Annotated in this window: 18 protein-coding genes and 1 pseudogene; 5 read left to right on the top strand and 14 right to left on the bottom strand. The window is 60.4% G+C overall.

All coding sequences use genetic code 11. From position 1 onward, the window contains the following. Position 1: 1 nt before the first annotated feature. The 3 genes from C6W55_RS03295 (at position 2) to C6W55_RS03285 (ending at position 3203) form a co-directional block, all read left to right on the top strand. Entirely contained in the window at positions 2 to 1324 is a 1323-nt protein-coding gene (locus C6W55_RS03295; protein WP_286891461.1) for an ABC transporter substrate-binding protein, read from the top strand. 141 nt (positions 1325 to 1465) lie between these two features. After that, the gene (locus C6W55_RS03290) at positions 1466 to 2350 is read left to right on the top strand and encodes a carbohydrate ABC transporter permease (protein WP_015256109.1); all 885 of its coding nucleotides are present in this window, start codon (positions 1466 to 1468) and stop codon (positions 2348 to 2350) included. A gap of 16 nt (positions 2351 to 2366) precedes the next feature. Continuing rightward, on the top strand, positions 2367 to 3203 hold the full coding sequence (locus tag C6W55_RS03285; protein ID WP_015256110.1) for a carbohydrate ABC transporter permease: 837 nt from the start codon (positions 2367 to 2369) through the stop codon (positions 3201 to 3203). A 68-nt stretch (positions 3204 to 3271) separates the two neighbouring features. On the opposite strand, the gene C6W55_RS03280 is transcribed toward C6W55_RS03285, so the two are convergent. The 10 genes from C6W55_RS03280 to C6W55_RS03235 form a co-directional block, all read right to left on the bottom strand. Continuing rightward, a complete protein-coding gene (locus tag C6W55_RS03280; RefSeq protein ID WP_015256111.1) occupies positions 3272 to 4696 on the bottom strand; it encodes an alpha-amylase family glycosyl hydrolase in 1425 nt (474 codons plus the stop codon). A gap of 99 nt (positions 4697 to 4795) precedes the next feature. Continuing rightward, positions 4796 to 5158, bottom strand: a complete 363-nt coding sequence (locus C6W55_RS03275; protein ID WP_286891458.1) for a hypothetical protein — start codon at positions 5156 to 5158, stop codon at positions 4796 to 4798. Positions 5159 to 5173: 15 nt separating this feature from the next. Further along, a complete protein-coding gene (locus C6W55_RS03270; protein WP_015256113.1) occupies positions 5174 to 6058 on the bottom strand; it encodes a carbohydrate ABC transporter permease in 885 nt (294 codons plus the stop codon). 18 nt (positions 6059 to 6076) lie between these two features. Then, positions 6077 to 6967 carry an ABC transporter permease gene (locus C6W55_RS03265; protein ID WP_015256114.1) on the bottom strand — a complete coding sequence of 297 codons (891 nt, stop codon included), beginning with the start codon at positions 6965 to 6967 and terminating at the stop codon, positions 6077 to 6079. A gap of 69 nt (positions 6968 to 7036) precedes the next feature. Further along, the gene (locus tag C6W55_RS03260; protein ID WP_015256115.1) at positions 7037 to 8731 is read right to left on the bottom strand and encodes an extracellular solute-binding protein; all 1695 of its coding nucleotides are present in this window, start codon (positions 8729 to 8731) and stop codon (positions 7037 to 7039) included. Between the two features lie 175 nt (positions 8732 to 8906). After that, on the bottom strand, positions 8907 to 10289 hold the full coding sequence (locus C6W55_RS03255) for a response regulator (protein WP_015256116.1): 1383 nt from the start codon (positions 10287 to 10289) through the stop codon (positions 8907 to 8909). Continuing rightward, positions 10286 to 12019: a sensor histidine kinase gene (locus C6W55_RS03250; protein WP_286891455.1), complete on the bottom strand. Its 1734-nt coding sequence runs from the start codon at positions 12017 to 12019 to the stop codon at positions 10286 to 10288. Before C6W55_RS03250 ends, C6W55_RS03255 begins: the two co-directional genes overlap by 4 nt. 116 nt (positions 12020 to 12135) lie before the next feature. Then, entirely contained in the window at positions 12136 to 14220 is a 2085-nt protein-coding gene (locus C6W55_RS03245) for a serine hydrolase domain-containing protein (protein ID WP_286891453.1), read from the bottom strand. Positions 14221 to 14292: 72 nt separating this feature from the next. Continuing rightward, a complete protein-coding gene (locus tag C6W55_RS03240; RefSeq protein WP_286891451.1) occupies positions 14293 to 15408 on the bottom strand; it encodes a DUF1648 domain-containing protein in 1116 nt (371 codons plus the stop codon). A gap of 1 nt (position 15409) precedes the next feature. Beyond that, positions 15410 to 15799 carry a GntR family transcriptional regulator gene (locus tag C6W55_RS03235; RefSeq protein WP_286891449.1) on the bottom strand — a complete coding sequence of 130 codons (390 nt, stop codon included), beginning with the start codon at positions 15797 to 15799 and terminating at the stop codon, positions 15410 to 15412. A gap of 169 nt (positions 15800 to 15968) precedes the next feature. Here C6W55_RS03235 and C6W55_RS03230 point away from each other — a divergent pair, with 169 nt between their 5' ends. Beyond that, positions 15969 to 16835, top strand: coding sequence for a YitT family protein (locus C6W55_RS03230; RefSeq protein ID WP_286891448.1), 867 nt, complete (start codon positions 15969 to 15971; stop codon positions 16833 to 16835). Between the two features lie 79 nt (positions 16836 to 16914). Here C6W55_RS03230 and C6W55_RS18035 read toward each other — a convergent pair. The 4 genes and pseudogenes from C6W55_RS18035 to C6W55_RS03210 form a co-directional block, all read right to left on the bottom strand. Beyond that, positions 16915 to 17392: pseudogene (locus tag C6W55_RS18035) on the bottom strand (group II intron maturase-specific domain-containing protein); the annotation flags it as partial. Positions 17393 to 17657: 265 nt separating this feature from the next. Next, on the bottom strand, positions 17658 to 18404 hold the full coding sequence (locus tag C6W55_RS03220; RefSeq protein ID WP_015256122.1) for a hypothetical protein: 747 nt from the start codon (positions 18402 to 18404) through the stop codon (positions 17658 to 17660). Positions 18405 to 18517: 113 nt separating this feature from the next. Beyond that, a complete protein-coding gene (locus C6W55_RS03215) occupies positions 18518 to 20269 on the bottom strand; it encodes a sensor histidine kinase (RefSeq protein ID WP_015256123.1) in 1752 nt (583 codons plus the stop codon). Then, the gene (locus C6W55_RS03210) at positions 20266 to 21813 is read right to left on the bottom strand and encodes a helix-turn-helix domain-containing protein (protein ID WP_015256124.1); all 1548 of its coding nucleotides are present in this window, start codon (positions 21811 to 21813) and stop codon (positions 20266 to 20268) included. Before C6W55_RS03210 ends, C6W55_RS03215 begins: the two co-directional genes overlap by 4 nt. A 170-nt stretch (positions 21814 to 21983) precedes the next feature. Between C6W55_RS03210 and C6W55_RS03205 the strand changes: the two genes are divergently transcribed. Then, positions 21984 to 23321, top strand: a complete 1338-nt coding sequence (locus tag C6W55_RS03205) for an ABC transporter substrate-binding protein (RefSeq protein WP_015256125.1) — start codon at positions 21984 to 21986, stop codon at positions 23319 to 23321. Positions 23322 to 23342: the final 21 nt, after the last annotated feature.

Here is a 23342-nt window from a genome sequence, read left to right as displayed (position 1 = left end):
TATGAAAAGAAAAGGATTCACCATCCTGGCCGTCATGCTGTCCCTGATGCTGATCATCGCGGGCTGCGGCGGCAAATCGAACGACTCGTCGTCAACCGGCAGCAATTCGACAAACAACAGTTCGAATTCCGGCAACGCGTCCGAAGGATCCGGCGGCTCGGATTCCGCGGAGCAAGTGGAACTCACGCTCAACGGCTGGGGGGCCTCGCCTGAAGAGGAAGAGCTGCTGCAGCAGACGCTTGACGAGTTCATGAAGAAGTACCCGAACATCAAGGTGAAATACGAAGTCATCGCCGAGCAATACATGGATGTCATCAAGACGCGGCTGATCGGCGGCCAGGCTGGCGACGTGTTCTACCTCGACTCGGTCGAAGCGGAAGCGCTGATGGAGCAGAACGTGCTTGAACCGCTGAACGGTTACGTCACGGACGAGTTCGACATCACCGATTTCGAAGAACCGCTGCTCAACGCGTTCAAAGGAGCGGACGGCAACTACTACGGCTTCCCGAAAGACTTCTCGACGCTGGCGCTCTTCTACAACAAGAAACATTTCGAAGAAGCCGGCCTGTCCGGTCCGCCGACCACCTGGGAAGAGCTCATCGAATACTCGAAGCAGCTCACGAAGGACGGCCGCTACGGTCTGGGCGTTGCGCCGGAGCTGGCGCGGCAAATGTTCATGATCAAGGCGTACGGCGGCGAAGTCGTCGACGCGGAAGGCAAAGCCGCCTTCGCATCGCCGGAAGGTCTGAAAGGCCTGCAGCTGGTCATCGACCAGCACCTGGTTGACAAGACGTCGGCTCAACCGACCGAAGTCGGCGCAGGCTGGGGCGGCGAAATGTTCGGCCAGGAGAAAGTCTCGATGGTGCTCGAAGGCAACTGGGCGATCCCGTACCTGGACAACAACTTCCCGGATCTGGAGTACGGCACCGCGGAAGTGCCGACCGTGAACGGCCAGAAAGGCACGATGGCATTCACCGTCGCATACGTCATGAACAAGCAGTCGAAACATAAAGAAGAAGCCTGGAAGCTGATCGAGTTCCTGACCGGCAAGGAAGGCATGGAGATCTGGACGAGCAAAGGCTTCGCGCTGCCGACGCGGAAATCGGTCGCAGCCAAACTCGGCTACGACAAGGACGAATACCGCAGCGCGCTGGTCGCAGGCGCGGCTTATGCAACGCCTTGGCAAGCCGGCAAGTACGGCCCGGTCATCATGAACAACTTCAACAACCAGTTCGTCAGCGCGTTCCTCGGCGAGCAATCGCTTGAAGACGCGATGAAGAAGGCGCAGGATACATCGAACAAGGAAATCGATGCAATGCAATAATCCTTGCCGGCAGGCGGGGGCGGCATGTCCGCCCCCTTTCCGGCTGGCATGAGCGCACTCGTCGCTGCACCCCCCCGCGGCGGACGAATGCGCTCTTGCCTGTCGGAAACCGCAAGTCCCGATGCGAAGGAGGAACCGCGAATGAACAGGCGCAAGCTCAGAGAGGCGGCCGCCGGCTATCTGTTCCTGCTGCCGACGCTGCTCGTCATCGGCACGTTCCTGCTGGCGCCGATCGTGTATGCGCTATTCTTGTCGTTTCACAAAGTGCAGCTGCTGGGCGGCATCTCGTACCGCTTCATTGATTTTGACAACTATGTGCGGCTGGGGGCGGACGACCGTGTATGGATCGCCCTGTACAACACGTTCGAGTACGCGATCATCGTTGTGCCGCTCCAGACGGCGCTGGCCATCCTGCTTGCCGCCGTTCTGAACTCGAAGCTGAGGGGCAGGAACGCGTTCCGCATCCTCTATTTTCTCCCGACGGTCACTTCCTCCGCGGTGCTCACGCTGATCTTCATGTGGATCTTTAAAACCGACGGCCTGCTGAACGACCTGCTCGGCGTCTTTGGCATTCAGCCCTTCAACTGGCTCGGTGATCCGAAGGTGGCGCTCAAGGGCATCATGCTGATGAACGTCTGGTCCACCGCACCGTATTTCATGGTGATCTATCTGGCCGCGCTGCAGGACATCCCGGATTCGCTCTATGAGGCGGCCGAGATCGACGGCGCAAGAACGCTGCGGAAGTTCTGGAGCATCACGCTGCCGCTGCTGAAGCCGGTCACGTTCTTCGTCGTCACGATGGGCATCATCGGCACGTTCCAGCTGTTCGACCAGGCGTACATCTTCTCGAACGGTTCCGGCGGACCGAACAACTCCACGCTGACCGTGGTGCTGCTCATCTACCAATACGCGTTCAAGAATCTCGACATGGGCTACGCCGCGGCGCTGGCGGTCATGCTCGCCGCCGTCATCATGCTGGTTACCGTCATCCAGCGCCGGATCTTCGGCGAAGAGAAGCTGAACTGAAGGAGGGAACCGCCGGATGTGGGACAAAAAAGGGGTCCGGGTCTCGCTGCGCACCGTCCAATATGCGATCCTGATCGCATACGCCGTCATCACGTTCATTCCGTTCCTCTGGGGGTTGTCCGCCTCGTTCAAAACGCTGGGTGAAATCTCGTCGGGGGAACCGAATTTCATTCCGAAGACGTTCACGCTCGACAACTACAAACAGATTTTCGTTGATGAGCCGCTGTTCCCCCGCTGGTTCGGCAACAGCACCTTGGTCGCCGTTATCGTCATGGGGCTGAACCTGCTGTTCAACTCGATGGCGGGCTACGCGCTGGCGCGGTTCAATTTCCCCGGCAACAAGTTGATGTTCTTCGGCATTCTGGCCGTGCTCATGATTCCGGGGCAGCTCACCCTCATACCGAGCTATCTGATTCTGAACGAATTCGGCTGGTTGAACAGTTATCAAGGGCTGATCGTGCCCGGCGCGGTGAACGCGACGTTCATCTTCATGATGCGCCAGTTCTTCCTCAGCTTCCCGAAGGATCTGGAGGAAGCGTCGGAGATCGACGGGCTCAGCCGGTTCGGCACGTTCTTCCGCATCGCGCTTCCGCTGGCGGGACCGGCGCTGGCGGCGCAGGCGGTGTTCATTTTCATGGGCGCATGGAACGACTTCCTGCGGCCGCTCGTCATCATGTCGGAGAAAGCGATGTTCACCCTGCCGCTCGGCCTCAACACGTTCAAGGGGCAATATTTCAGCTTCTGGAACCTGATTATGGCCGCGTCGATGGTGTTCACGCTCCCGGCGCTCATCCTGTTCATTTTCTTCAACCGGTTCTTCGTCAAGGGGATTACGTTCACGGGCGGAAAATAATATGTTCAGGCGGTCATAAAAAAACCATCCCCCATGCTTCGGCATGGGGGATGTTAGCTTGGGGCCCGTCATTTCACAAAGATGCGGTATTCCCACGGATCAAGTTCGACCGCAAGCCTGTCTCCGATTTCGATTTCGTCTTCCTGCGGAAACGAACGGTAAGTTCCCGCGGACATGGCGGTCCGGACCGATCCCTGCACGCTGCCGTCCGACAGATTCATGACAACGAGCACCGTGTTGTCTTCCTTCGTCCGCGCAAAAGCCAGGATGTTCGGATCGTCCGCCTCGAGCGCCTGAAACGCGCCGCCCGCCGCGCCGTTCCGGAGCGCGGGGTTGTCGTGTTTCAGACGGATCAGGTCCCGGTAGAACGACTGCAAGGAAAGATCGTCCCACGGGATCTCGTCTTTTTCGAAAAATTGCAGCCGTTTGTTCAACCCGGCCTCCTGGCCGGAGTAAATGAGCGGCATGCCGGGCACGGTGAAGGTCAGGGCCGCCATCGCCTTGACCGCGCCGCCCAGCCGCTCGTATTCCGTTCCCGTCCATGAGTTCTCGTCATGGTTCGAGGTGAAATGGAGCGGGAACGTTCCGGCGGGATACTTCTTTTCCAGCCGTTTCGCATACAGCGCAACCTGTTCGGGCTTTCGCTGCCCTCTGGCCAACCCGTTCATCAGATGGTACAGTTCCCAGCCGTAATTCGCGTCGAACGCCCGCCGGAGAAGCGAAATCTGGGCGTCGTCCTCCGCCAGCATGAAGACCGGCTTGATCGTCTCCAGCTCCGCGCGCGCGGTCTCCCAGAAATCCGTCGGCACACCGCCGGCGTAGTCCGCCCGGAAGCCGTCGACATCAAATTCCTCGACCCAGTACTTCATGGCGTCAATCATGGCCGCCCGCATGTCCGGGTTGCCGTAATTCAGATCCGCCACGTCTTGCCAGTTGGTGCCGGGCGGATGGACGATCCGGCCGCTGTCGTCCGTGGTGTACCAGTCGGTGTTGTCGATCCACGGGTTGTCCCAGCCGGTATGATTGGCCACCCAGTCCAGAATCACCTTGAAGCCCATGTCATGGGCTTTGTTTACCAGCTCCCGGAAATCCTCCGCCGTGCCGAATTCCGGATTGACCGCCTTGTAGTTCCGGACGGCGTAATAGGAACCGAGCGTTCCGAGCCGGTTCTTCTCGGAGATGGGATGGATCGGCATGAACCACAAGATGTCGACCCCCATCTCCTTCAGACGCGGCAGATGATCCGCAAACGCCCGGAACGTTCCCTCTTTCGTGTATTGCCGGATATTCACTTCGTACATGACGGCGCTCTCGGCCCAGTCCGGCATTTGCCGGGCGTCCGGCTCCGCCGCGGTGTCACGCGTTTGATTCACGGTCTCGTCCTCCTTGACCTGCCGGGCATCGCCGCAGGCGGCCAGCGCTGCCATGAGCAGGGCCAGCAGCAGCACCGCAGGACGTTTGGCCCGCGCCATTTTTCCGGGTTTGTCTCCCATTCCGCATCTCCTCACGATTCGTTCTCCGCCATATGCACCGTCACCGCGACGCTTTCGGCCGGCCGCGGAAGCACGACCGTCAATTCGCCCGCAGACGGGTCATAATACCACGCGTTGCGCCAGCCGTCCAGCGCTTCCGCCGTCTCCGCCCGGTCGAATCCTTCCGGCATGCGGGGGACGAAGGGAAGGTGCAGGAGCCGCAGGCGCCATGCCGAGCAGCGTGCCGACGACCGCGGCCGTCGTCCCCATGTCCGGCTCGTCCTCCGCCGCGGCTTCAGCGAACAGTTTGATCCGGATCACGCCTTCCAGCGCCGGGCGGACGGCGAGCAGGCCGTGCTCCGCGATGATGGTGACGCCGTGCGCTTCCCGCTTGCATTGCTGCGCTCGTCCGAGCGAACGCGTAAATTCCGGGCCCGCATCCTCCCTCGGCCTGTCGGGCGTGATCGCCTCGCTGGTCAACATCAGTTGGCTTCCTCCTTAACCTTTCACGGAACCGAGTGTGATTCCCTTGACGAAATATTTTTGCAGAAACGGATAGATCACCAGCAGCGGCAGCATGGAAATGAAGATCTTCGCCGCGTTCAACGTCTGGTCGGACAACATCGTGAGCCGCTTGGCGGTCTCTTCGTCCACCTCCGTCGGATCGAAGGCGACCGCAACCTGGCGGATGTACGACTGCAGCGGATAATGATCGTTCTTCGTCATCAGGACGAGCGCCTGGAAAAATTCGTTCCAATGGTACACGATCGTAAACACCAGAATCGTCGCCATGACCGGCATGGACAACGGCAGAAGCACGCTGAAGAGGATGCGCCACGGTCCCGCTCCGTCGATCAGCGCGGATTCTTCCATTTCTTTCGGCAAGTTGCGGAAGTAGTTCATTACGAGAATGATGTTGAATATCGGAAGCCCGCCGCCGAGCACCAGCCCCCAAATGCTGTTGATCATCCCGAGATCCCGCATCGTGATGTACCAGGGGACCAGCCCGCCGTTGAACAGCATGCAGAAGATCAGCAGCCACATCACGTAGTTTCGTGGTCTGAACTCCTTGGCGCTCTTGGAGAGCGGATAGGCCATCAGCAAGATCACGAGGAACGAGAGCGCGGAAGCGTACAGCACGCGCTGGACCGAAATCCAGAAAGACCGGAAAAACTGATGATCGCTGACAATCGCCTCATAGGAACTCAGCGTGAAGCCTTTGGGCCACAGAAACACCTGCCCGGCGGCCACGTACGATTTCTCGCTCAAGGAGATCGCGAGCGTGTACCAGACGGGCAGGATGCACAGAACGGCGATCGCAATCAACAAGAGCACGTTCAGGCCGTTGAGCAGTCTGGACACGATCGATTGTTCGGCTACCACATCTTCACATCCTCACACTCAGAAAACTCGATAGTTCGCGAAGCGGTAGGCCAATCCGTACGAGACGGAGATCAGAATAAGTCCGGCAACGGATTTCAGCAGCCCAACCGCCGTAGCCAGACCGTACTGCATATTGATCAGACCGGCCCGGTACACCCAGGTGTCGATGATGTCCCCTGTCGAATAGACAGCCGGATTGTACAGATTGAAAATCTGGTCGAAGCCGGCGTTCAAAATGTTGCCCAGGCTGAGCGTTCCGACCAGCGCGGCAACCGGCAGCACGCTCGGCAGCGTAATGTTGAGCAGCCGTTTGAACTGGGAAGCGCCGTCGATGGCGGCAGCTTCGTATAGCTCCGGATTGATCGAGGTCAGCGCCGCGAAGAAAATGATTGCGGCGAAGCCGAACTCCTTCCAAATGTCGCTCCCCACCACCAGCGCCGGGAACAGGTCCGCGCGCGCGAAGAAATGGACGGGTTCGGCGCCGAGCGCTTCCAGTACCCGGTTGACGGGACCGTGCAGCGAGAACATGTCCAGCAGGATGCCGGCGACAATGACCCAGGACAAAAAATGGGGCAGATAGACGATGGTCTGCACCGTTCTGCCGAACAGCCGGTTCTTCACTTCGTTCAGCATGAGGGCAAATACGAGCGGTACCACCAGGTTGCCCACCATTTTCGCAAACGCGATCGTTACGGTATTCTTGAACACTTGACTGCTGTCGTCGAGCTCGAACATGTACTCGAAATGTTCAAGACCGACCCAGGGGGACTTCAGGATGCCGGCGCCCGGGTTGAAGTCCTTGAACGCCATGAGAATGCCGTACATGGGGAGCACATTGATGAAAAACAGCCAGACGAGCCCCGGGATCAGCATCAGCCAGAAATGCTTGGTGAACGCTCTGTTGAGCATGACGCATATCTCCTTGTCGGCAGGGAGATCAAGACAGGCGGGCTCCGCCTGTCTTGACCTTGCAGTTCGTTATAGCAGTTCGTTGACTTCCTTGGTGATCTGATCGCCGCCCTGATCCTTCCATTTCGCGACGAACGCGTCAAATTCGTCGAGCGGCACGGTGCCCAGAATGATCTTCAGGAACGTTTCGTCTTCCAGCTTCTTCAGATTCGCCCATTTCATCTCCATCGTCTTCGTCTGGGAGGTCGCGATGCTCCGCACATAGTTCACATCGGCATCCACGAAGGTCGAACCGCCGTTCAGGTGAGCGTACACGTGCGGGAAGAAGGCTTGGTCCGTTTCCTTGTCCCAATACTGGATGTCATAGTTGTCGTACGGCTCTTTCTTGATGTCCTTCGCGTGCTTGGCCAGATCGGTGGCGAAACCGTAGTTGACCGCATCGTAATCTTCGATGCTCATCTCGCCCGCGAGATATTTCCGCAGCGAATTGACGGCGTATTCCAGCTGGTCGCCGGCACCGCCGATGATGAACAGCGGAATTTCCTGCGACGTCATTTCCTTGCCCTTGACCGCCTCTTCATAGCTGGGATCCTTGGCGCCCCAGTGGATGTTGAGCATCTTGATGACGGCTTCGGGATGCTTGTAATTTTTCTTCACCACGATGAACGTGCTTCCGGTCGCCTGGTTGGAGTTGAATTTGCCTTCCGCATCGAGCGGCGCGATGTACGGACGCCAGTTCGCGTTCGGATCGTTCTTGATGCCGTCGATAATCGAATACGGCGACCACCACGGTCCGAAGAAAATGCCGGCTTTGCCGCCGATGACGACTTCCTGGCCGCTTTTGCGCATGCCGATTTCCTTGTCCAGGATGCCTTTGGCGTACCAGTCGCGCATCATGGCCAGCGCCTCTTTGGTCTCCGGCTGGATCGAACCGTACACGGCCTTGCCGTCCTTGTCCTTGATCCAGATGCCCGGATACGCGTTGTGGGCGAAGAACAGCGGCGAGAAGTTGAAGAAATGGTCGGTGGAAGTCAGGAACGTCGCATACAGCGATCCGCCCTGGCCGGTGCCCACGATGCCCACCGTGTTTTCGCCGCCCATCTTGTTGTCAATGAACGCCTTCGCAATATTCTCGATGTCCTGCAGCGTTTTCGGCGGTTCAAGCCCCAGCGCGTCGAGCCAGTCCTTGCGGATCCAGGTGAGCGGCGCCGAAGGCAGCGTCGTTTCCGGAAGCGCATACAGTTTGCCGTCGAACGTGACGCTCTCGAGCAGGCCGGGGTTCGAATCATATATCCGTTTCACGGCGTCGGAAGCGTATTTCTCGTAGACTTCCGTCAAATCCGCAAGCTGACCCGCCTTCACCATCAGCTTGAGCTGCGACTCGTTCACGAGCATCGCGTCCGGCAGATCGTTGCTGGAAATGGCCAGGCTCACTTTCTGGTTGTAGTCGGCGGTCGACGCTTCCCAGGCGTGTTTGACGACAATGTTGTACCGGTCCTTGAGCCAGCGCGTATAAGCATTGTCTTCCGCCGTGTCGTTGCCGTTGAACTTGTAGTTCGGATCGATCGCCCGGCCGATCGACACCTCGACCGGTTCCGGATATTTTTCGAACGGATCGATGACTTCCTGTTCGGCACCCGAATTGACGCCGCCGTTCGAAGTTGCGGCTGCGCCGTTGTTGTCGTCCGCCTTGTTGCCTCCGCAAGCGCTTAACAATCCGGCGACAAGCAGCGCCGCCATGATGGTCAGCCAAATTTTGCGCATGGTCTTCCCCCTCAGGTTAATGGTCGTTTGGCAATATGACTATAGCACGGAGACGGCGCGCGCCGGGATAGAAAACGATGGGGATTTCGGGTCGGTTTCCTCACGAAAAAAGGGATACGTTCGAAAATTGTCACTCCTCGTTTCGAACGTATCCCTACCTGAAGGTCGATATTTTTTATTCGGAGCCGTCGACGGCGGCCGCTTGCCGGTATTCGCTCGGCAGCATGCCCACCTCTTCCCGGAACAGGCGGCTGAAATATTTTTCGTCGCTGTAGCCGACCTGCTCGGCAATCCACTGTACCGTCTTCGTCGTATGGGCCAAATATCGCTTCGCCCTTTCCATCCGGATGGCGCGCACGTAGTCCGTGTAGGTCCGGCCGACGATGTTCTTGAAGCACTGGCTGAAATAACTGCTGCTCATGTTGACCATCTGGGCGATATCCCCCGCGGTCAGCGGCTGGTTCAGCATCTGGTGGGCAAGATTCATCGCCTTCACGATGCTCTGTTGAATCTCGGGCGAGTACATCGGGCGGGCGTTGGTCTGCCGGATGGCCTCCCGTGTGCCGCTCAGCCACGACTCGAAGTGGCACCAGCTGGGGAAGAAATCGTCGATGACGATCAGTTCGGGCAAGATGGGGCGGTAAAGCCGGTTCCATTCGTCCGCCAGGGAAAAGAACATGCGCGCCAGCCTTGCCGGTGCGAGCCGGATTCGCCGCAGTTCGTCCGTCATGGCGGCAAAACGGCCGTCGTCATAGATCCACTCGAACGAAACCCATCGCTCCCTGATGCGATCGATGTCCTCCGCCATTCCCGCCCCGTCGCCCTCCGGCGCCGCGGCATCGCGCCGTACGGTCCAATGCGGACGCGACGGATCGTAATCGTAGAACAGTCCGGTTCTCCGGTAATCCCGAATGAGCCGCAGCAGCGCTTTTCGGTCCATGCCCTTCACGTTGCGGAACAACACGAGTGCGCCGTCCGGGCCGGGAAGGCGCTCATCCGGCGGCACGCGCGCCCAGACCCACACGCCGGCCTCCGCCTCGACCGCCTGTTCCGGCACCGCGAAGTCCGCATGGTCCGTTCCCGTCCCGCCGACCGGCGACGTCAAGGCGTACAGCGCGTACACCTCGTCCGCCTGCCCGAGTTCGTCCGGTCTGGGCAGCGGCGTCTCCGCGGCGGTTTTCTGCCGGAGCAGCGCGGCGATTCTGCCGAGCACTTCCTCGAACTGCTCGCTCTCCAGTTCGATCTTGGCGATGTAATCGAGGGCGCCGAGCCTGAGCGCCTCCTGCACATACTCGAAATCCTGATGCAGCGTCAGCACGACGATCTGGATGTGCGGATACCGCCGACGCACCTCCCGCATCAGTTCGATGCCGGACATGACCGGCATGGCCAGGTCCGTCACGAGCAGGTCGACCTGATTCTCTTCCATGAATTTCAGGGCGTTCTCGCCGTTGTTGGCCTCCCCGACCACTGTCATTCCGAATTGCTCCCAGGGCATGGCCGAGATCAGCCCTTTGCGAACCAGCTTGTCGTCGTCGACCACCATTACGCGAATCATGCGTCAAGATCGCCTCCGGATGCGGGCAGGCTGAGCATGACCGTCGTTCCCCGGTCATGCCCGCTTTCGATCTCCAGGCGCGCCTTGTCGCCGTAATGTGCCTTGAGGATGCGTCGGACATACCGCATGCCGATGCCCATGCCCACCTTCTCGCTTTCGTTCGCGTCGTCGTGCAGCAGCTTATCGATCGTCTCCCGGGACATGCCCGCGCCATTGTCCCGGACTTCGATCTCCAGACGGTCGTCCCGCAGCCGGATGCCGACGTAAATATACCCGTCGTCGCTTACGCCGTGATAGAGAGCGTTCTCAACGAGCGGCTGCAGAATGAAACGGGGACTGGGCAGCGACAAGGCCAGCTCATCCACGTCGATGTCCACATCGAACCGGAAGTCGTACCGGATTTGCTGCAGCTGCAAATATTCTTTCAACGCCTGAATTTCGTCGCCGATCGTGGACGCCTCTCCCTTCTTGCCAAGATTGTAGTACAGCAGCTTGTTCAGGGAGAGCACCACGCGGTCAATCTCTTTCTGCCCGTTCATGACCGCGAGCCAGTGAACGGTATCGAGCGTGTTCATGAGAAAGTGCGGGTTGATCTGGTACAGCAGCTTTTCGACTTCCAGATCGGCTCTCCGCCTCTCCTTCTGCTCGATTTCCTCGTACAAATTCCAGATCTTCCGCTTCATGCTCCGGATCTGGTAGAGCGTGTAGTCGAATTCCGGGATGCGCGTCAGTTCCGTTTCCTCCGGCGCATGGGACAGAATCAGGGATTTGATTTCCTTGTTGAACTTGTCCAGCGGCTTGTACACCATCTTCCGGAGCAGCCACGCGAAAAATACGGCGATCAGCAGCACGACTACGGTGAATCCCGTAAATTGCCACAGCCAGCGGTTTCGCTCCAGGTTCAGTTCATTCTGGGGCAGAATGGAGACGATGCTCCATCCCTGATTGCTCGTCTCCTTGCTCCAGAAAAAGTTCCCGTAGTAGCCGGAGTCGGACAAGGCCTCGGCGTCGTACGCGGGAAACCGGGTGGATTCGGGAAAGACCTCCCGGTTTTCGCTGAACGCGATCATGCCGTCGTTATCCAGAATGAGCAGCCTGCGTGAATCGGATTTCCGGTTCTGAGGCGCGAACAGGGTTTCCAGCGCGTTGCGCCCCGTCTCGATGTACAGGTAAACGTTCCGGCCTGCCACATTCACTTGCCTCATCGTGCTGAACACATACTGGTTGATGGAATCGTTGTAGCTCCGGTGCGGCCCGTAATACGTAATTTCCGGGTAGCTGGCCATGATCGACAGCCGTTCCGGCGCAAACGGAGTCCGAACCCGGAAATTTTCGAACTGGACTGCGCCCGTATCCGGGTAATAAAACAGCAGCAGACCGATGTTCGGATTGGAGAAGGTGATCACGTTCAGCTCGCTCTTGATCTCGTTGAACAGCTCGACGCGCTCGTAAGGCTGGTCCGTCTGGTGCAGCCGTTCGATCAAGGCCGGGATCCGGCCGCCGATCGCGAGCTGCTGCGAGACGTGGTTCAAGTTGTTGAGCGTGTTCTCCAGCGTCAGCAAGTCCTGTTTCAGCCTTCCCTGAATGGTGCTCTCGACCTTGTTGTCGATGATCGAGTCGATGGTGTAGAACGAAAGGAAGCCAAGGCAAACGAACGGCGTCAGGATGCTGACGAGAAAGATGAGAATGATCCGCTTCTTGAACGTGACCGGTCTGAACCGAATCCCCATGGCTTTGATGCTATCGATCCCCTTGCCGGCGGATATCGTGCTACAGCCCAGTATAGTACAACGTCTTTTATTTTTCTATTTACTCTTTGTGCCTGCCATGGTGCCTGCACTCCGCCTTACGCCGCCGGCTGCTCCATCAGCCCGGCCGCGATCTGCTGCACCGGCGTCAGCAGCAGCCGGTACAGGAGCGCCGCTTCTTCCTGCCGCTTGAGCAAATCCGCGCCGTCAAAGACCGGAACGCCGCTCGCCGAAGGCGCCACTTCCGGACCGTGCAGTCCCAGCGCGACCATCATGCGCACCGCGGGCAGCGCCCATTCCGCGGTATTCCCTTCCACCGGAACGTCGGCGAAGATCGTTTCCGGGAACAGCAGTTTGTAGGCGTTCCAGACGATGACCGCCGCTTCCTGGCGCGTCGCCGGCCGGTCGGGATCGAAACGGCCGTCGCTGCCTCCGCTCACCAAGCCGAGCTCGGCCGCCGCCTGGATGTACGGCGCCAGCGGATGGCCCGCGATATCGGTGAACGCGTACGTGTCCGATGTCGAGCCGCGTACCGCGCTCACGGCCATCAGATGCCAGACCAGCTCCGCCCGGGTCACCGGACGCTCGGGCTCGAACGTCAGGCCTTCCTCGTTCGGGTAGTAGCCGAGCGACTGGATGCCGAGTATGAACGGCGCATACGGATGATCCGCCGCCACATCTTCATACCCGACGGGCGTCTCTCCCTTGCGCGCATAGCCGAGCGGATTGAGCGCCGTCTCCTTCATATAGACCGTGCCGTCTTCATCGACCCGGAATGCCGCGAAGCGCTGCATCATCTCATCGACGAACAGGTTGCCGCCCGCATGGCGCAGGCTGCGCTCTCCGATGAGCGCGTCGGACAGCGTCAGCGTGCCGTCTTCGCCCTTCCCGACCGCATAGACGATGGAAGGCAGGCGCAGGTCGGCATACAGCCCTTCCAGATCCTCGAGCCGGACGGCCGGATCCTGCCCGAACGCCTCAAGATCGGCGGGCGCCCCGTACGACGGGAAGAACGCCGCCATGAATTGCAAGTAGAACAGATCGCGCAGCGCGCCCGTCTGATTGTACGTCAGGAAGACGCCGGTTTCTTCTTCCGGCAGAAGCAGCAGCATCGAGCTGTTGCCCGGCAGATCCCCCAGCTTGGTCAGCACGTTATGGCTTGCGCCCGCCAGCGGCAGCTGCGGGGCCGATTCGAAGCCGTAGGTCGTATCCGGCAGCAGCGGATGGATGGCGTTCCGGTATTCGCTCATCGCGGCGACGGATTCCGCAGAGAGCACCCGGGTGCCGTCCGGAGCCGCGCCTTCGTTCAGGAACGCGATCATGAACTTGCCGATATCCTCCGCCGTCGCCACCATGCCGCCGTGGGGCATGACGGTCGGACGGAACACATACGGATCGATCGGTTCGCCGCCTGGCGCGAAGTATCCCGTCGCCAACCGATCAAGCTGCTCCCGGTCCAGGATGAATCCGCTGCTGTCCATGCCGAGCGGCCCGAACACATGCGAGGCCATATAGTCTTCAAACGGCTCCCCGCTCACGTTCTCCACGATCAGCCCGAGCAGCAGATAGGCGAAATTGTCGTACATGTAAGCCGTGCCCGGCTCGCGGACGACCGGCGGCATGTGCTGCTTCACATAGTCTTCCATGGAGACGTACAGATCGAAATCCGTATGCAGATCCTCGTTCTGCGGCTCGCGGGCTTCAAAACCGCTGCGGTGCGTCAGCAGGTGCGCTGTCGTCACCGGCGTATCGAACGGGTTCTCGAAATCGAGGCCCGGCAGATAGGCGCGGATGTCCTCATCGAGGTCGATCTTCCCCTGCTCGGCCAGCTGCATGACCGCGACGGCCGTGAACGTTTTCGAGACGGACGCCATCCGGAAAAGGGTATTCGCCGGATCAACGGCTTTCTTCTTCTCCGCGTCCGCGAATCCGAAGCCTTCCTGCGCGATCACTTCGCCGTCTTTCACAATGACGACCGCGGCTCCCGTATAGAGAGGTTTCGCTTGTTCGGACGCGAAGAACCCTTCCAGGAACTCCGCCGCCGACTCCGCCGTCAGCGGCTCCCCCGCCGGCTGCTCCGCTGCGAACGCCTGCAGCGGCACGGCCATCAGGAGCGCGGCGGCCAGCGCCAGCATGCGCATCGCGCGCGGCAGCGAGAATGTTGCGGATTTGCTCAAGTTCATCAGATTTTCCCCTCCCGTGTAATGGTTCATGTATTGCTCGGACTGCCAACACTGCTACATACGTTTTCCGGACTATCCGCGTTCCGCCAGATAGACCAGCAAGGCCACCACCAGAAGCGGCACGAGGAAAATGGTCCATGCCAACGGGCGGGCAAAATTGAGCGTCCAGCCGATGCCGAACCGCTTCTCCAGGAACAGCGCAGGGTCGTCGGGATTGAAGTAGAACTGTCCAAGGATCCAATATTTGTCGTCGTCGCGGTTCACCTTGCCGTCCGCGGCCGCAGGCGCCTCTTCCGGCAGCCGGATGCGGCTCCCGCCCTGCCCGGTGACGAATCCGAGCCGGACGGCCCACAGCAGGGTGATGATGACAATCGACAAGATGAAGGCCAGCTGGATGCCGAAGTCAAACCCGAGAAGCTGCTGCAGCGGAATCGAGCCGAACAGGACGATGAGCAGAAATCCCGTCACCAGGGTGAACGCGGACCATTTGCGCCGGAAGATCAGGTTGCGCCGCAACGAACCGCGCGGATTGGCGGCGTCGATCTGCTGTTTGCTCGCGGAGATGCTGTAGTTCACGACGGCGAAAATGGCGATCATCAGGAGCTGAATCCACACCGGGAAGAGCACGATTCCCGGACTTTTGTCCACGACGTTCGTCGGCGTGCCATCCACCCCGTACTGCATGACAATCCGGTCCGGAAAGTCATCGTAATAGGCGATGCACATCCAGGCCGTGGCGGCCGCGACGAGCAGATGGGGAATGAACCAGGCCATGGAGTAGGCGCGCTTCTCCCGGTAAAATTCGGTGTCGACGACCGTCTGCTGCATCCCGGCGGACACCAGGCCGCGCTGCTTCTTCATCGCCCGCATGCGGAAATGAAACCGCAGGTACAGCGCCAGATGCACTGCCAGCATGACCCCCACCGCCGCCGGCAGCAGCCAGCCGAGCTGCTCCTCGTCCAGCCTCGCGGCGGCAATCAGAGAGGCGATGACGACCAGCAGGCTGACCGCCCCCGTCACCGTCGCGTAGGTCCGGCGCATGGCGCTGATCTCGGGATCGTCGTAATATTTCTCCTCGATCGATACGCCGAAACTTTCCGTCCGCCGCGTCAGATACGGCATGAACGTGATGATCACGCCAAGCGGCAGCGTCACAATCGCAAGCAATGCGAATCCTATGCCGTTCATGTCAAGATTCCTCCTTCTTGAAGTGTCTGAAGATGCGTCTGCACATGTCGAGGAAATCGGTTTCGTCCATCCGGCGGCAGACTGCTTCGGCAACGAACGGGCGCATCTGCGATTCGAGCCTGCTGCGGAAGGCTTCGTCGGCCGGCGGCATCGGGTCCGGTCGGACGAGCGCGCCGCGCTGCCGGTGCACCTGGATGAATCCTTCCTGCTTCAGATGGGTGTACGCCTTGTTCACGGTGTGCAGGTTGATGCCCAGATCCGCAGCCAGCGCCCGCACCGACGGCAGCGGCTCGCCCGGCTTGAGCTCTCCGGACGCCATGCCCTCGATGATCTGGTTCGTGAGCTGCACATAGATCGGAACATCTGACTGATAATCGATTTGAATCAGCATGCCCGGCACCTCCGTTCTGTATGATTGTTCTATTCGTAATATAACAGTTGTATCATAAGAAGTAAAGCGGTTTTTGTTTTGAACGGGCCTTTTTCAATGTGTATAATTTTGAATGTCCGCTGACGCTCAAGCTTGTTCGCGGGCAAGACTACAATGGGGCTGATTTTGTGTGAATGTTGCGAAGAAGAAACGGCTGCTGCATGAGGCGCAGCAACTTCTGATGATCACCGTCGGGGCCGTCATCGCGGGGATCGGACTCGAACTGTTTCTCGTTCCGAACGATATTCTGGACGGCGGCGTCATCGGCCTGTCGATCATCGCGGCCAAAATGTCCGGTTTGCCGATGAGCATTTTTATCGTGGTACTCAATCTCCCGTTCCTTTACATCGGCTTCCGCAAGATGGGGCTGCGCTTTACGTTCCATACCCTGTTCGGCGTCGCCATCCTTTCGGCGACCACCGCTTACCTGCACCATTTCGATCCGATCACGGACGACATGTTCCTGGCCACCATCGTCGGCGCGGTCATTCTGGGCGCCGGCGTGGGCCTCGTCATCCGCACCGGCGGCGCGCTGGACGGCACCGAAATTGTCGCCATTCTGGTCAGCAGGAAGAAACCCGTCTCCGTCGGCCAGTTCATCATGATCATCAACGTGTTCATTTTCCTGCTGGCGGCGCTGCTCGTCTTCAGCCTGGAGACGGCCATGTACTCCATCATCACCTACTTCATCGCCTTCAAGATGATCGACATCGTCGTCGAAGGTCTCGAGGAATTGAAGTCGGTCAATATTATCTCGGACAATCCGGAGCCGATCGCGCAGGCCTTGACGAAGAAATTGGGCCGGGGCATGACGTACATATACGGCGAAGGGGCGTTCACGGGCGAACCGAAGAAGATCATCTACATCATCGTCAGCCGGATCGAACTCAGCGATCTGCGCGAAACTGTACACGAGCTCGATCCGAAGGCCGTCATTGCAATCGAGAACGTCGCGGACGTCTCCGGCAGCAACTTCAGAAAGAAGGCGGCGCATTAAATCGAGTAGGAGGGGGCGGCTAGCCCCCGATCTCTCACACCACCGTACATGCAGGTCCGCATACGGCGGTTCCGAAAGGTTAACGAAACGCCATATAGCGATCAAGCAGACTGACAAGCCCTTGCGACCGCCAATAGCGGGTGTCAAGGGCATTGTTTAGGTTGCGGGACATTTCCCATGGGCCACGGCGAGAATTAGCCATGATATGGACGAAGTATTCCGGCACACTCAACGCCCGGAGTTACACGTTGACGTGTCCGTACCCGTTTCCATTGCTTCCACAGACACATGCGCAGCCGTCGGCGAATCCATTGGTCGAACGTCGTGCAGTGCGTTTTCGCCGAAGCCAGTCGGAAGTGTCCAATCCAGCCCACCATGTACTGGTTCAATTCCCGAATTCGTTGATCCATGGAGACGGGCCGGGTTCCGGAGGTCAGCTCTCTGATGCGACTCTTGAAGCGCTCGACCGTCTTCGGAGCCAACCGGATGGTCGCTTCCCGATCGGGAAGAAAGCTGAATCCAAGGAACCTCCTCTTCCACGGCCGATCCACCGCGCTTGCCAGCCCCCATTCCGGACTTTCACCGTAGAGATGACGCCTATGCCGGGCGTACTGCGGCAAAGGCTTCGCTCCCGATGGGAACGAAGCCTTTTCTGCTGCGGGCATGGACCGTATGAAGGCACGATTCCGGCGTGGTGCATTTTTGCACTCTATCCGGATCATTTTGCGGGCATTCGGTGAAATGTGGTGCAAATCTGCACCCTATCAAGCCTTCCGGCATTTGACGAGCGAAATGTGGTGCATTTTTGCACTTGATTGCCGGTCAGACGATGCGAATCCGCACGGTCTCCCGCACCGCGCCATCCCGCCCGGCCGCCGCGACGCGGATTGCCAGGCGCTCCCACACCGCCTCGAGCGCATGGCGCTTGTCGAACGTCCGCCATGTGTTCATGTTGAGCGGATCGTCATAATCCAGCAAGTAATCCGCAGGAAAATGCGACTTGCCGTGCTCCGACCCGGTGAACCAGAAATACTCGACGAGCGGCGCAAGCCACTCCCGATCATCCTTCAGCGGCGACGCCGGATCCGCGATCCGGAATTCGCCCGCATCCGCCGTTTCGGCCGCCGGTCCAGCCCCCGGATCATGCCGCTCTCGCGCGGCTTGCCGGACCCGCTGTTCCTGCAGCCGCCGGCAAGCTTCAAGCCGCTCTTCCAGCCGGTCCGCCGGGATGCCGGCCCATCGGCATGCTTCCGCCAGCCCGTCCGGCTCCACATCCTGCACGATCACCGGTGGATGCGCCGCCAGCGATTCGATTCGGTATCCCATTCCGTTCATGAAGATGTCGCACTTCGCGCCGGCCGGCGCGGGCCGAATGCCGACGCTGTCCGCCAGCGCGGCGATCTCGCCATTGTTGAGCCTGCCCAGCGTCGCCACGCCCAGATCCGGCGGCAGCTCTCCATATTCTCTCACAAACCCCGTGGTCTGTATCCGCCCCTGCATCGCGCGCCGGTCCCGGGCCAGCACCAGCATCAGCTTGAGCAGCAGCCTGCTGCGTTCGAACGGTTCCATGCCGTCCTCCTTCTCGTCCGTTGTCATTACCTTGCTCCATTATCGCGCGCCGGTCCCGGAATCGCAAGCGCCGCCTTCCGGCCCTGCGGTCACCTGCAGCGCCGGCTTCACCTTCATGCCGAACGCTCCGCCTGCAGCGGCAGCTCCACGATCACCGCCGTGCCCTGCCCCGGCACACTGTCGATGCGCAGCTCCGCCCGCCCGCCGTACAGATGCCGCAGCCGCTGGCGCGTATTCGCGAGCCCGATATGCCGCATCCCGCTCCCGCTTCGCGCCGGCGGCCGCTCCAGCACTTCGGCGAGCCGCTCCGCCTCGATGCCGACGCCGTCGTCCTCCACGCGGATGACCAGCGTATGATCGTCCGCGCAAACCGCCGAAATGCGGATCGTGCCATGCCCGTCCTCGTCCGGACAGATGCCGTGGAAGATCGCGTTCTCGACCAGCGGCTGGAGCAGGTGCCGGGGCACCAGGCCGTCCATCGCCCGCTCGTCGAGCTGCCACTCGACCTCGAACAGGTCCGTATAGCGGTACGCCTGAATCGCGACATAGTCCTTGAGCAGCGCAATTTCTTCGCGCAGCGTCACGAGCGCGTGCTCGCTGCCCGTGCGGGCGGCATCCTGCAGCAGGCGGATGAAGGAGCCGACCATCTGCACGATGTCGTCATTTCTCCCTCTGCGCGCCATATAGATCACCGCATTCAGCGTGTTGTAGACGAAATGCGGGTTCAACTGGGACAGCAGCAGATGGAGTTCCAGCTCCCTTTTCTCCTGCTCGTGGCGGATCGATTCCTCCAGATGGACGCGCAGCTCGCGGACCATCCGGTTGAACCCCTGCCCGAGCCGCTCCAGCTCGTCTCCCGTGCGGATGTCGACGGAGACTAGCAGATTGCCGCTGGAGACGGTATTCATCGCCTGGTACAGCCTGAGAATCGGCCTGGACATGCGGAGAATGGCCGGCATCATGAGCAGCAGGTTCAGCGCCATGCTGACCAGCGAGAACACGACGAGCAGGTAGATGACCACCCGTCCCCGAATCAGCAGCGCGCCCTTGTCGATGACGGCGGCCAGCTTCCAGTTCTGCTTCTCGAACTTGTCGACCAGCACGACCGCGCCATCCCGCTCGAACCGCTCTCCGGCATCGGAAGTGTCCGCGAAGATGCCGGCGGCCGCTCCGATTTCGCCGCGCGCATACAGCACATCGCCGGCGTCGTTCAGCCAGACGAGGCCTTCGAACCCTTCGCTGCCGTAATCGAGCAGTTCCCGAAAATGGCTGTAATCAAGGTTGACGATGAACTTGCCGATCTCCCGGTTCGGCTGCGCAATGTCGCGCACCGCCACGATGAAGCTGATCATCTCGCTCTCCTCGTAAGCACTCGCCGTCAGCAGCATCCGGTGCGGCACGGTCAACGCGAACTGCGCGCCGGAGCGAACGAAGTTGGCATACCACGGTTCCTGCAATTTCCCGGCAAAATAGTCGTCATACCCCGCCTCGCTCCAGAACGTCTGGCCGTCCGGCAGCACGAGCGCGAAACTTGCAACCTCCTTTCGCAAGCCGCGGTAGCTGTCCAGATGATCCATCGTGCGGTCGAACAACGCGAACTGATCGTAGATCGGCAAGTCGTTGTACGTTTTGAAAAAAGACTGCACCGGTTCCGAAATGATCAGCGTGAACGCGAAGTTGGCGATATCATCCGACATGTACTCCAGCTGGCGCGCCGTCTGGGCGAGTTGCGCCCGATCTTCCTGGATCATCTGATCCTTCAGAATGTATTCGAAGAAGAAGTACGTGAACATGCCCGAAATGACAAAATTGACGCACGCCGTCAGGACGATCCGCTGCAGAATGACCGACCGCAGACGCTTCACGGCAGGCACTCCTCCCGAAACTGATGGGGCAGCAGGCCGGTCACGCGCTTGAACATTCGGCTGAAGTGCTGCGGCGAGCGATAGCCGACGCGCCCGCTGATATCCGCCATCTTCGCGTCTTCTTCTCGCAGGATGCGCTTCGCCTGCTCAATGCGAATTTCCGTGAGCACATCAAGATATGTCCGGCCAAGTTCGCGCTTGAACAGGTGATGCAGATACGAGGCGCTGATGCCGACAGCGCGGGCGGTATCCTCGATGCGCAGATCTTCCGCATAGTGGGCGCGGATATGCCCGATCGCCTTGCGCAGCTTGCCGGACAGCCGGTTCTCCCCGCTGCCGGCCGTCTGCGCGAACGCCGCGGCGAAGGCGCGCGCGATATCTTCGATGCGGAAGGCCGGCCCCACGGCGTGCGCGGCAAGCGGATCTTCCTCCGGCAGGCCGGCGGCGGTCCGGCGCTCGTTGTACAGGCGCGTCAGGATGTGGACCGTCTCGTACAAGCCCGGCAAATCCCATTCCGGCGTCTTCAGGCGTTCGAACAAGCTTATGACAGCGCTTTCAATCAGCTCGGGATGACGGCTGTTCAGGCCATGCGCCAGCTCATCGAGCCGGACGCCGCCCGCGCATGAGCCCGCCCGCCGCGCCGGATACGGCACCGGCACGGCATCCGCGTCCACGACCGCCTGACAGCCGCAGAACACCGCGTGCCGGGCCGCCTCGATGGCCTTGCCGAGCGCATCCCGGAGAGCGGCCCCTCCGCCGCTGCTTGCGGCATGGAAGCAGGAGACGCCGGAGCCGAGGCGTCCGGCCGCACGCGTCCGCACGGCGGCGGCCGCCGTGCGGAGCGATTCCCGCGACAGACCGCGCGGACCGCTGAACAGCACGGCCAGCCGGCCCGTACCCGCCGTGAACGCGCCGATCCGTTCCCAGCCGGAGACGGCCTGCGGAATTTCCGCTTCGGGAAGTGCAAGCCCTCCCCCCGGTCCGGACGGTTCGGGGACATGCGGCACGCTGGCGAATGGCCGGTCCGCCTGCAGCAGCACCACCCCGTAGACCGATCCCGGCGCGTCCGGGAACCGTCTGCCCAGCACGGCCTCCCGCAGGCGCTCGGACCGCTCGGCGGCCCGCCTCGCCTCGTCCGCTTCCCAGGCCGCCCGCGCTTTCGCCAGCTCTTCCAGCAGCCGCGCCTCGTCCAGTTCGTACTTCACCAGATAGCCCGACACGCATCCGAGCGTCAGCGCCTGCCGCGCATATTCGAAATCCGCATAGGCACTCATGACAATGAACCGGATCCCCGCGTTCCGCTCCGCCGCGGCCCGGATCAGCTCCAGCCCGTCCATGATCGGCATGCGGATGTCGACGATGGCAATGTGCGGCCTGAGCTCGAGGCACATGGCGAGCGCGCGCTTCCCGTTCGTCGCCGTCCCGGCGATCTCATACCCGTGCGACTCCCAGGGGATGAGCGTCTGCACATGATCCAGCGTGATCCGCTCGTCATCCACAATGAGAACGCGCATCGGCCGCATCCGCATCACTCCCGCATCCATGGCATTCTTTGCCTCCGATTATACATGAAGCATCCGGAAGCGAGGCAAGCGGAGTGCAGAATTCCGACCAAGATTGCAGAATCGGCGTATTTACGCCCTTTGCCGGACCCGTGTATAGTGGGAGGCACGAACCATCCCGATGCACACCGATAAAGGAGGATGCCGTTCACATGACCATTCGTAAGCGCTTACTCCCTCTGCTTGCCGTTCTCTCGTTGCTGGCCGGCCTGCTCGCCGGATGCGGCGGCGGAAGCGGCGGCAAGGGCGGAGACGACGGTGCCGGCGGGAATTCCGGAGGAAGTTCCGGGGAAGTTTCCGGCGGCTCGGGTGAACTGAAGGGGGAATTCGTGCTCTGGACGTGGGAGCCGGAGCATCCGATCGCTCTCGAAGCCTTCTACCGGAAATATCCGGGCATCAAACTGAAACGCGTGGAAGTGGCGGCGGAAGACGTCCCGAAGAAACTGCAGACGACGATCGCATCCGGCGGCGAGCTTCCGGACGTCATCCGGATCGAACGCGGCCAGAAGGCGAAAATCTTCGACATGGACATCCTGCAGAACCTCGAGGCTGTGCCGTTCAATGCCGATCTGTCGGTGCTGTTCGAGTATGACATCGCGGCCTTCTCGATGAACGGGCACATGGTCGCCATACCGGACGACATGAGCGTCTCGGGCATCGCCTACATCAAGGAGCTGGCGCGGGAACATTTCGGCACGGACAATCCGGAAGAGATGGAAAAGCTGCTTCCGGACTGGAACACGTTCATCGCGAAAGGGCAGGAGGTCGTGCAGAAGAGCGGCGGCAAAGTGCTCATGTTCCCGAGCCTCGGCGGCGTATGGGACATTCTGAAGGGGCAGCGGTCCGAGCCGTTCTTCGACGGCGATACGATGAATACGGACGTCGTGCGGGAACGCGTCGCCCTGCTCGTCAAATTCCGTGACTCCGGCATCGTCGGCAAACTGGACCAATGGACGCCGGCGTGGAACGCCTCGTTCGCCACAAGCGACTACATGTTCGCGGTCTCGCCGGTCTGGATGCCGCAATACGTCATCGGTCCGAACGACCCGGCGGACGACCGCTGGGCGTTGATGGTCGCGCCGGGCGGCGGATTCATCCGGGGCGGCTCTTCCCACGGCATCCCGAAGGGCGCGAAGAACGCCGAACTGGCGTGGAAATGGATCGAGTTCACGTCCATGTCGCAGGAAGGCGCGGAAGCGCAGAAGACGGACGGGGTTTACACGCACTACAAGCCGGCCTATGAAGATCCGGAGTTTACGAAGTGGAACTGGCGCAACTTCGGAAATCAGGATATCGGCAAGAAGTTCTTCGTGGACATCTCGAATGTCACGACCGACGTGCCGGAGAACCTGAACGATTCGCTGCTCGACGAAGCGATGGCCATCATCATCCAGACGCTGGCGAAGGACAGCAGCTTCGGCCTGGAGGATGCGATGGCGCGCATTGAACAGGAACTGAAAGCGAAGAACGCCAACATCGTCATCAACTGACCCAAGCATGACAGGCGCGCG

This window comes from Thermobacillus sp. (assembly GCF_003390775.1).
In the GTDB taxonomy this organism is placed as follows: Bacteria; Bacillota; Bacilli; order Paenibacillales; family Paenibacillaceae; genus Thermobacillus; species Thermobacillus xylanilyticus.
Note: the sequence above shows the minus strand (reverse complement) of the source record. Positions and strands in the feature narration are given on the sequence as shown.

Coding starts and splice junctions, on each gene's coding strand:
- C6W55_RS03295 (WP_286891461.1), top strand. CDS start 2: ATGAAAAGAAAAGGATTCACCATCCTGGCCGTCATGCTGTCCCTGATG.
- C6W55_RS03290 (WP_015256109.1), top strand. CDS start 1,466: ATGAACAGGCGCAAGCTCAGAGAGGCGGCCGCCGGCTATCTGTTCCTG.
- C6W55_RS03285 (WP_015256110.1), top strand. CDS start 2,367: ATGTGGGACAAAAAAGGGGTCCGGGTCTCGCTGCGCACCGTCCAATAT.
- C6W55_RS03280 (WP_015256111.1), bottom strand. CDS start 4,696: ATGGGAGACAAACCCGGAAAAATGGCGCGGGCCAAACGTCCTGCGGTG.
- C6W55_RS03275 (WP_286891458.1), bottom strand. CDS start 5,158: ATGTTGACCAGCGAGGCGATCACGCCCGACAGGCCGAGGGAGGATGCG.
- C6W55_RS03265 (WP_015256114.1), bottom strand. CDS start 6,967: ATGCTCAACAGAGCGTTCACCAAGCATTTCTGGCTGATGCTGATCCCG.
- C6W55_RS03260 (WP_015256115.1), bottom strand. CDS start 8,731: ATGCGCAAAATTTGGCTGACCATCATGGCGGCGCTGCTTGTCGCCGGA.
- C6W55_RS03255 (WP_015256116.1), bottom strand. CDS start 10,289: ATGATTCGCGTAATGGTGGTCGACGACGACAAGCTGGTTCGCAAAGGG.
- C6W55_RS03250 (WP_286891455.1), bottom strand. CDS start 12,019: ATGGGGATTCGGTTCAGACCGGTCACGTTCAAGAAGCGGATCATTCTC.
- C6W55_RS03245 (WP_286891453.1), bottom strand. CDS start 14,220: ATGAACTTGAGCAAATCCGCAACATTCTCGCTGCCGCGCGCGATGCGC.
- C6W55_RS03240 (WP_286891451.1), bottom strand. CDS start 15,408: ATGAACGGCATAGGATTCGCATTGCTTGCGATTGTGACGCTGCCGCTT.
- C6W55_RS03235 (WP_286891449.1), bottom strand. CDS start 15,799: ATGCTGATTCAAATCGATTATCAGTCAGATGTTCCGATCTATGTGCAG.
- C6W55_RS03220 (WP_015256122.1), bottom strand. CDS start 18,404: ATGGAACCGTTCGAACGCAGCAGGCTGCTGCTCAAGCTGATGCTGGTG.
- C6W55_RS03210 (WP_015256124.1), bottom strand. CDS start 21,813: ATGGATGCGGGAGTGATGCGGATGCGGCCGATGCGCGTTCTCATTGTG.
- C6W55_RS03205 (WP_015256125.1), top strand. CDS start 21,984: ATGACCATTCGTAAGCGCTTACTCCCTCTGCTTGCCGTTCTCTCGTTG.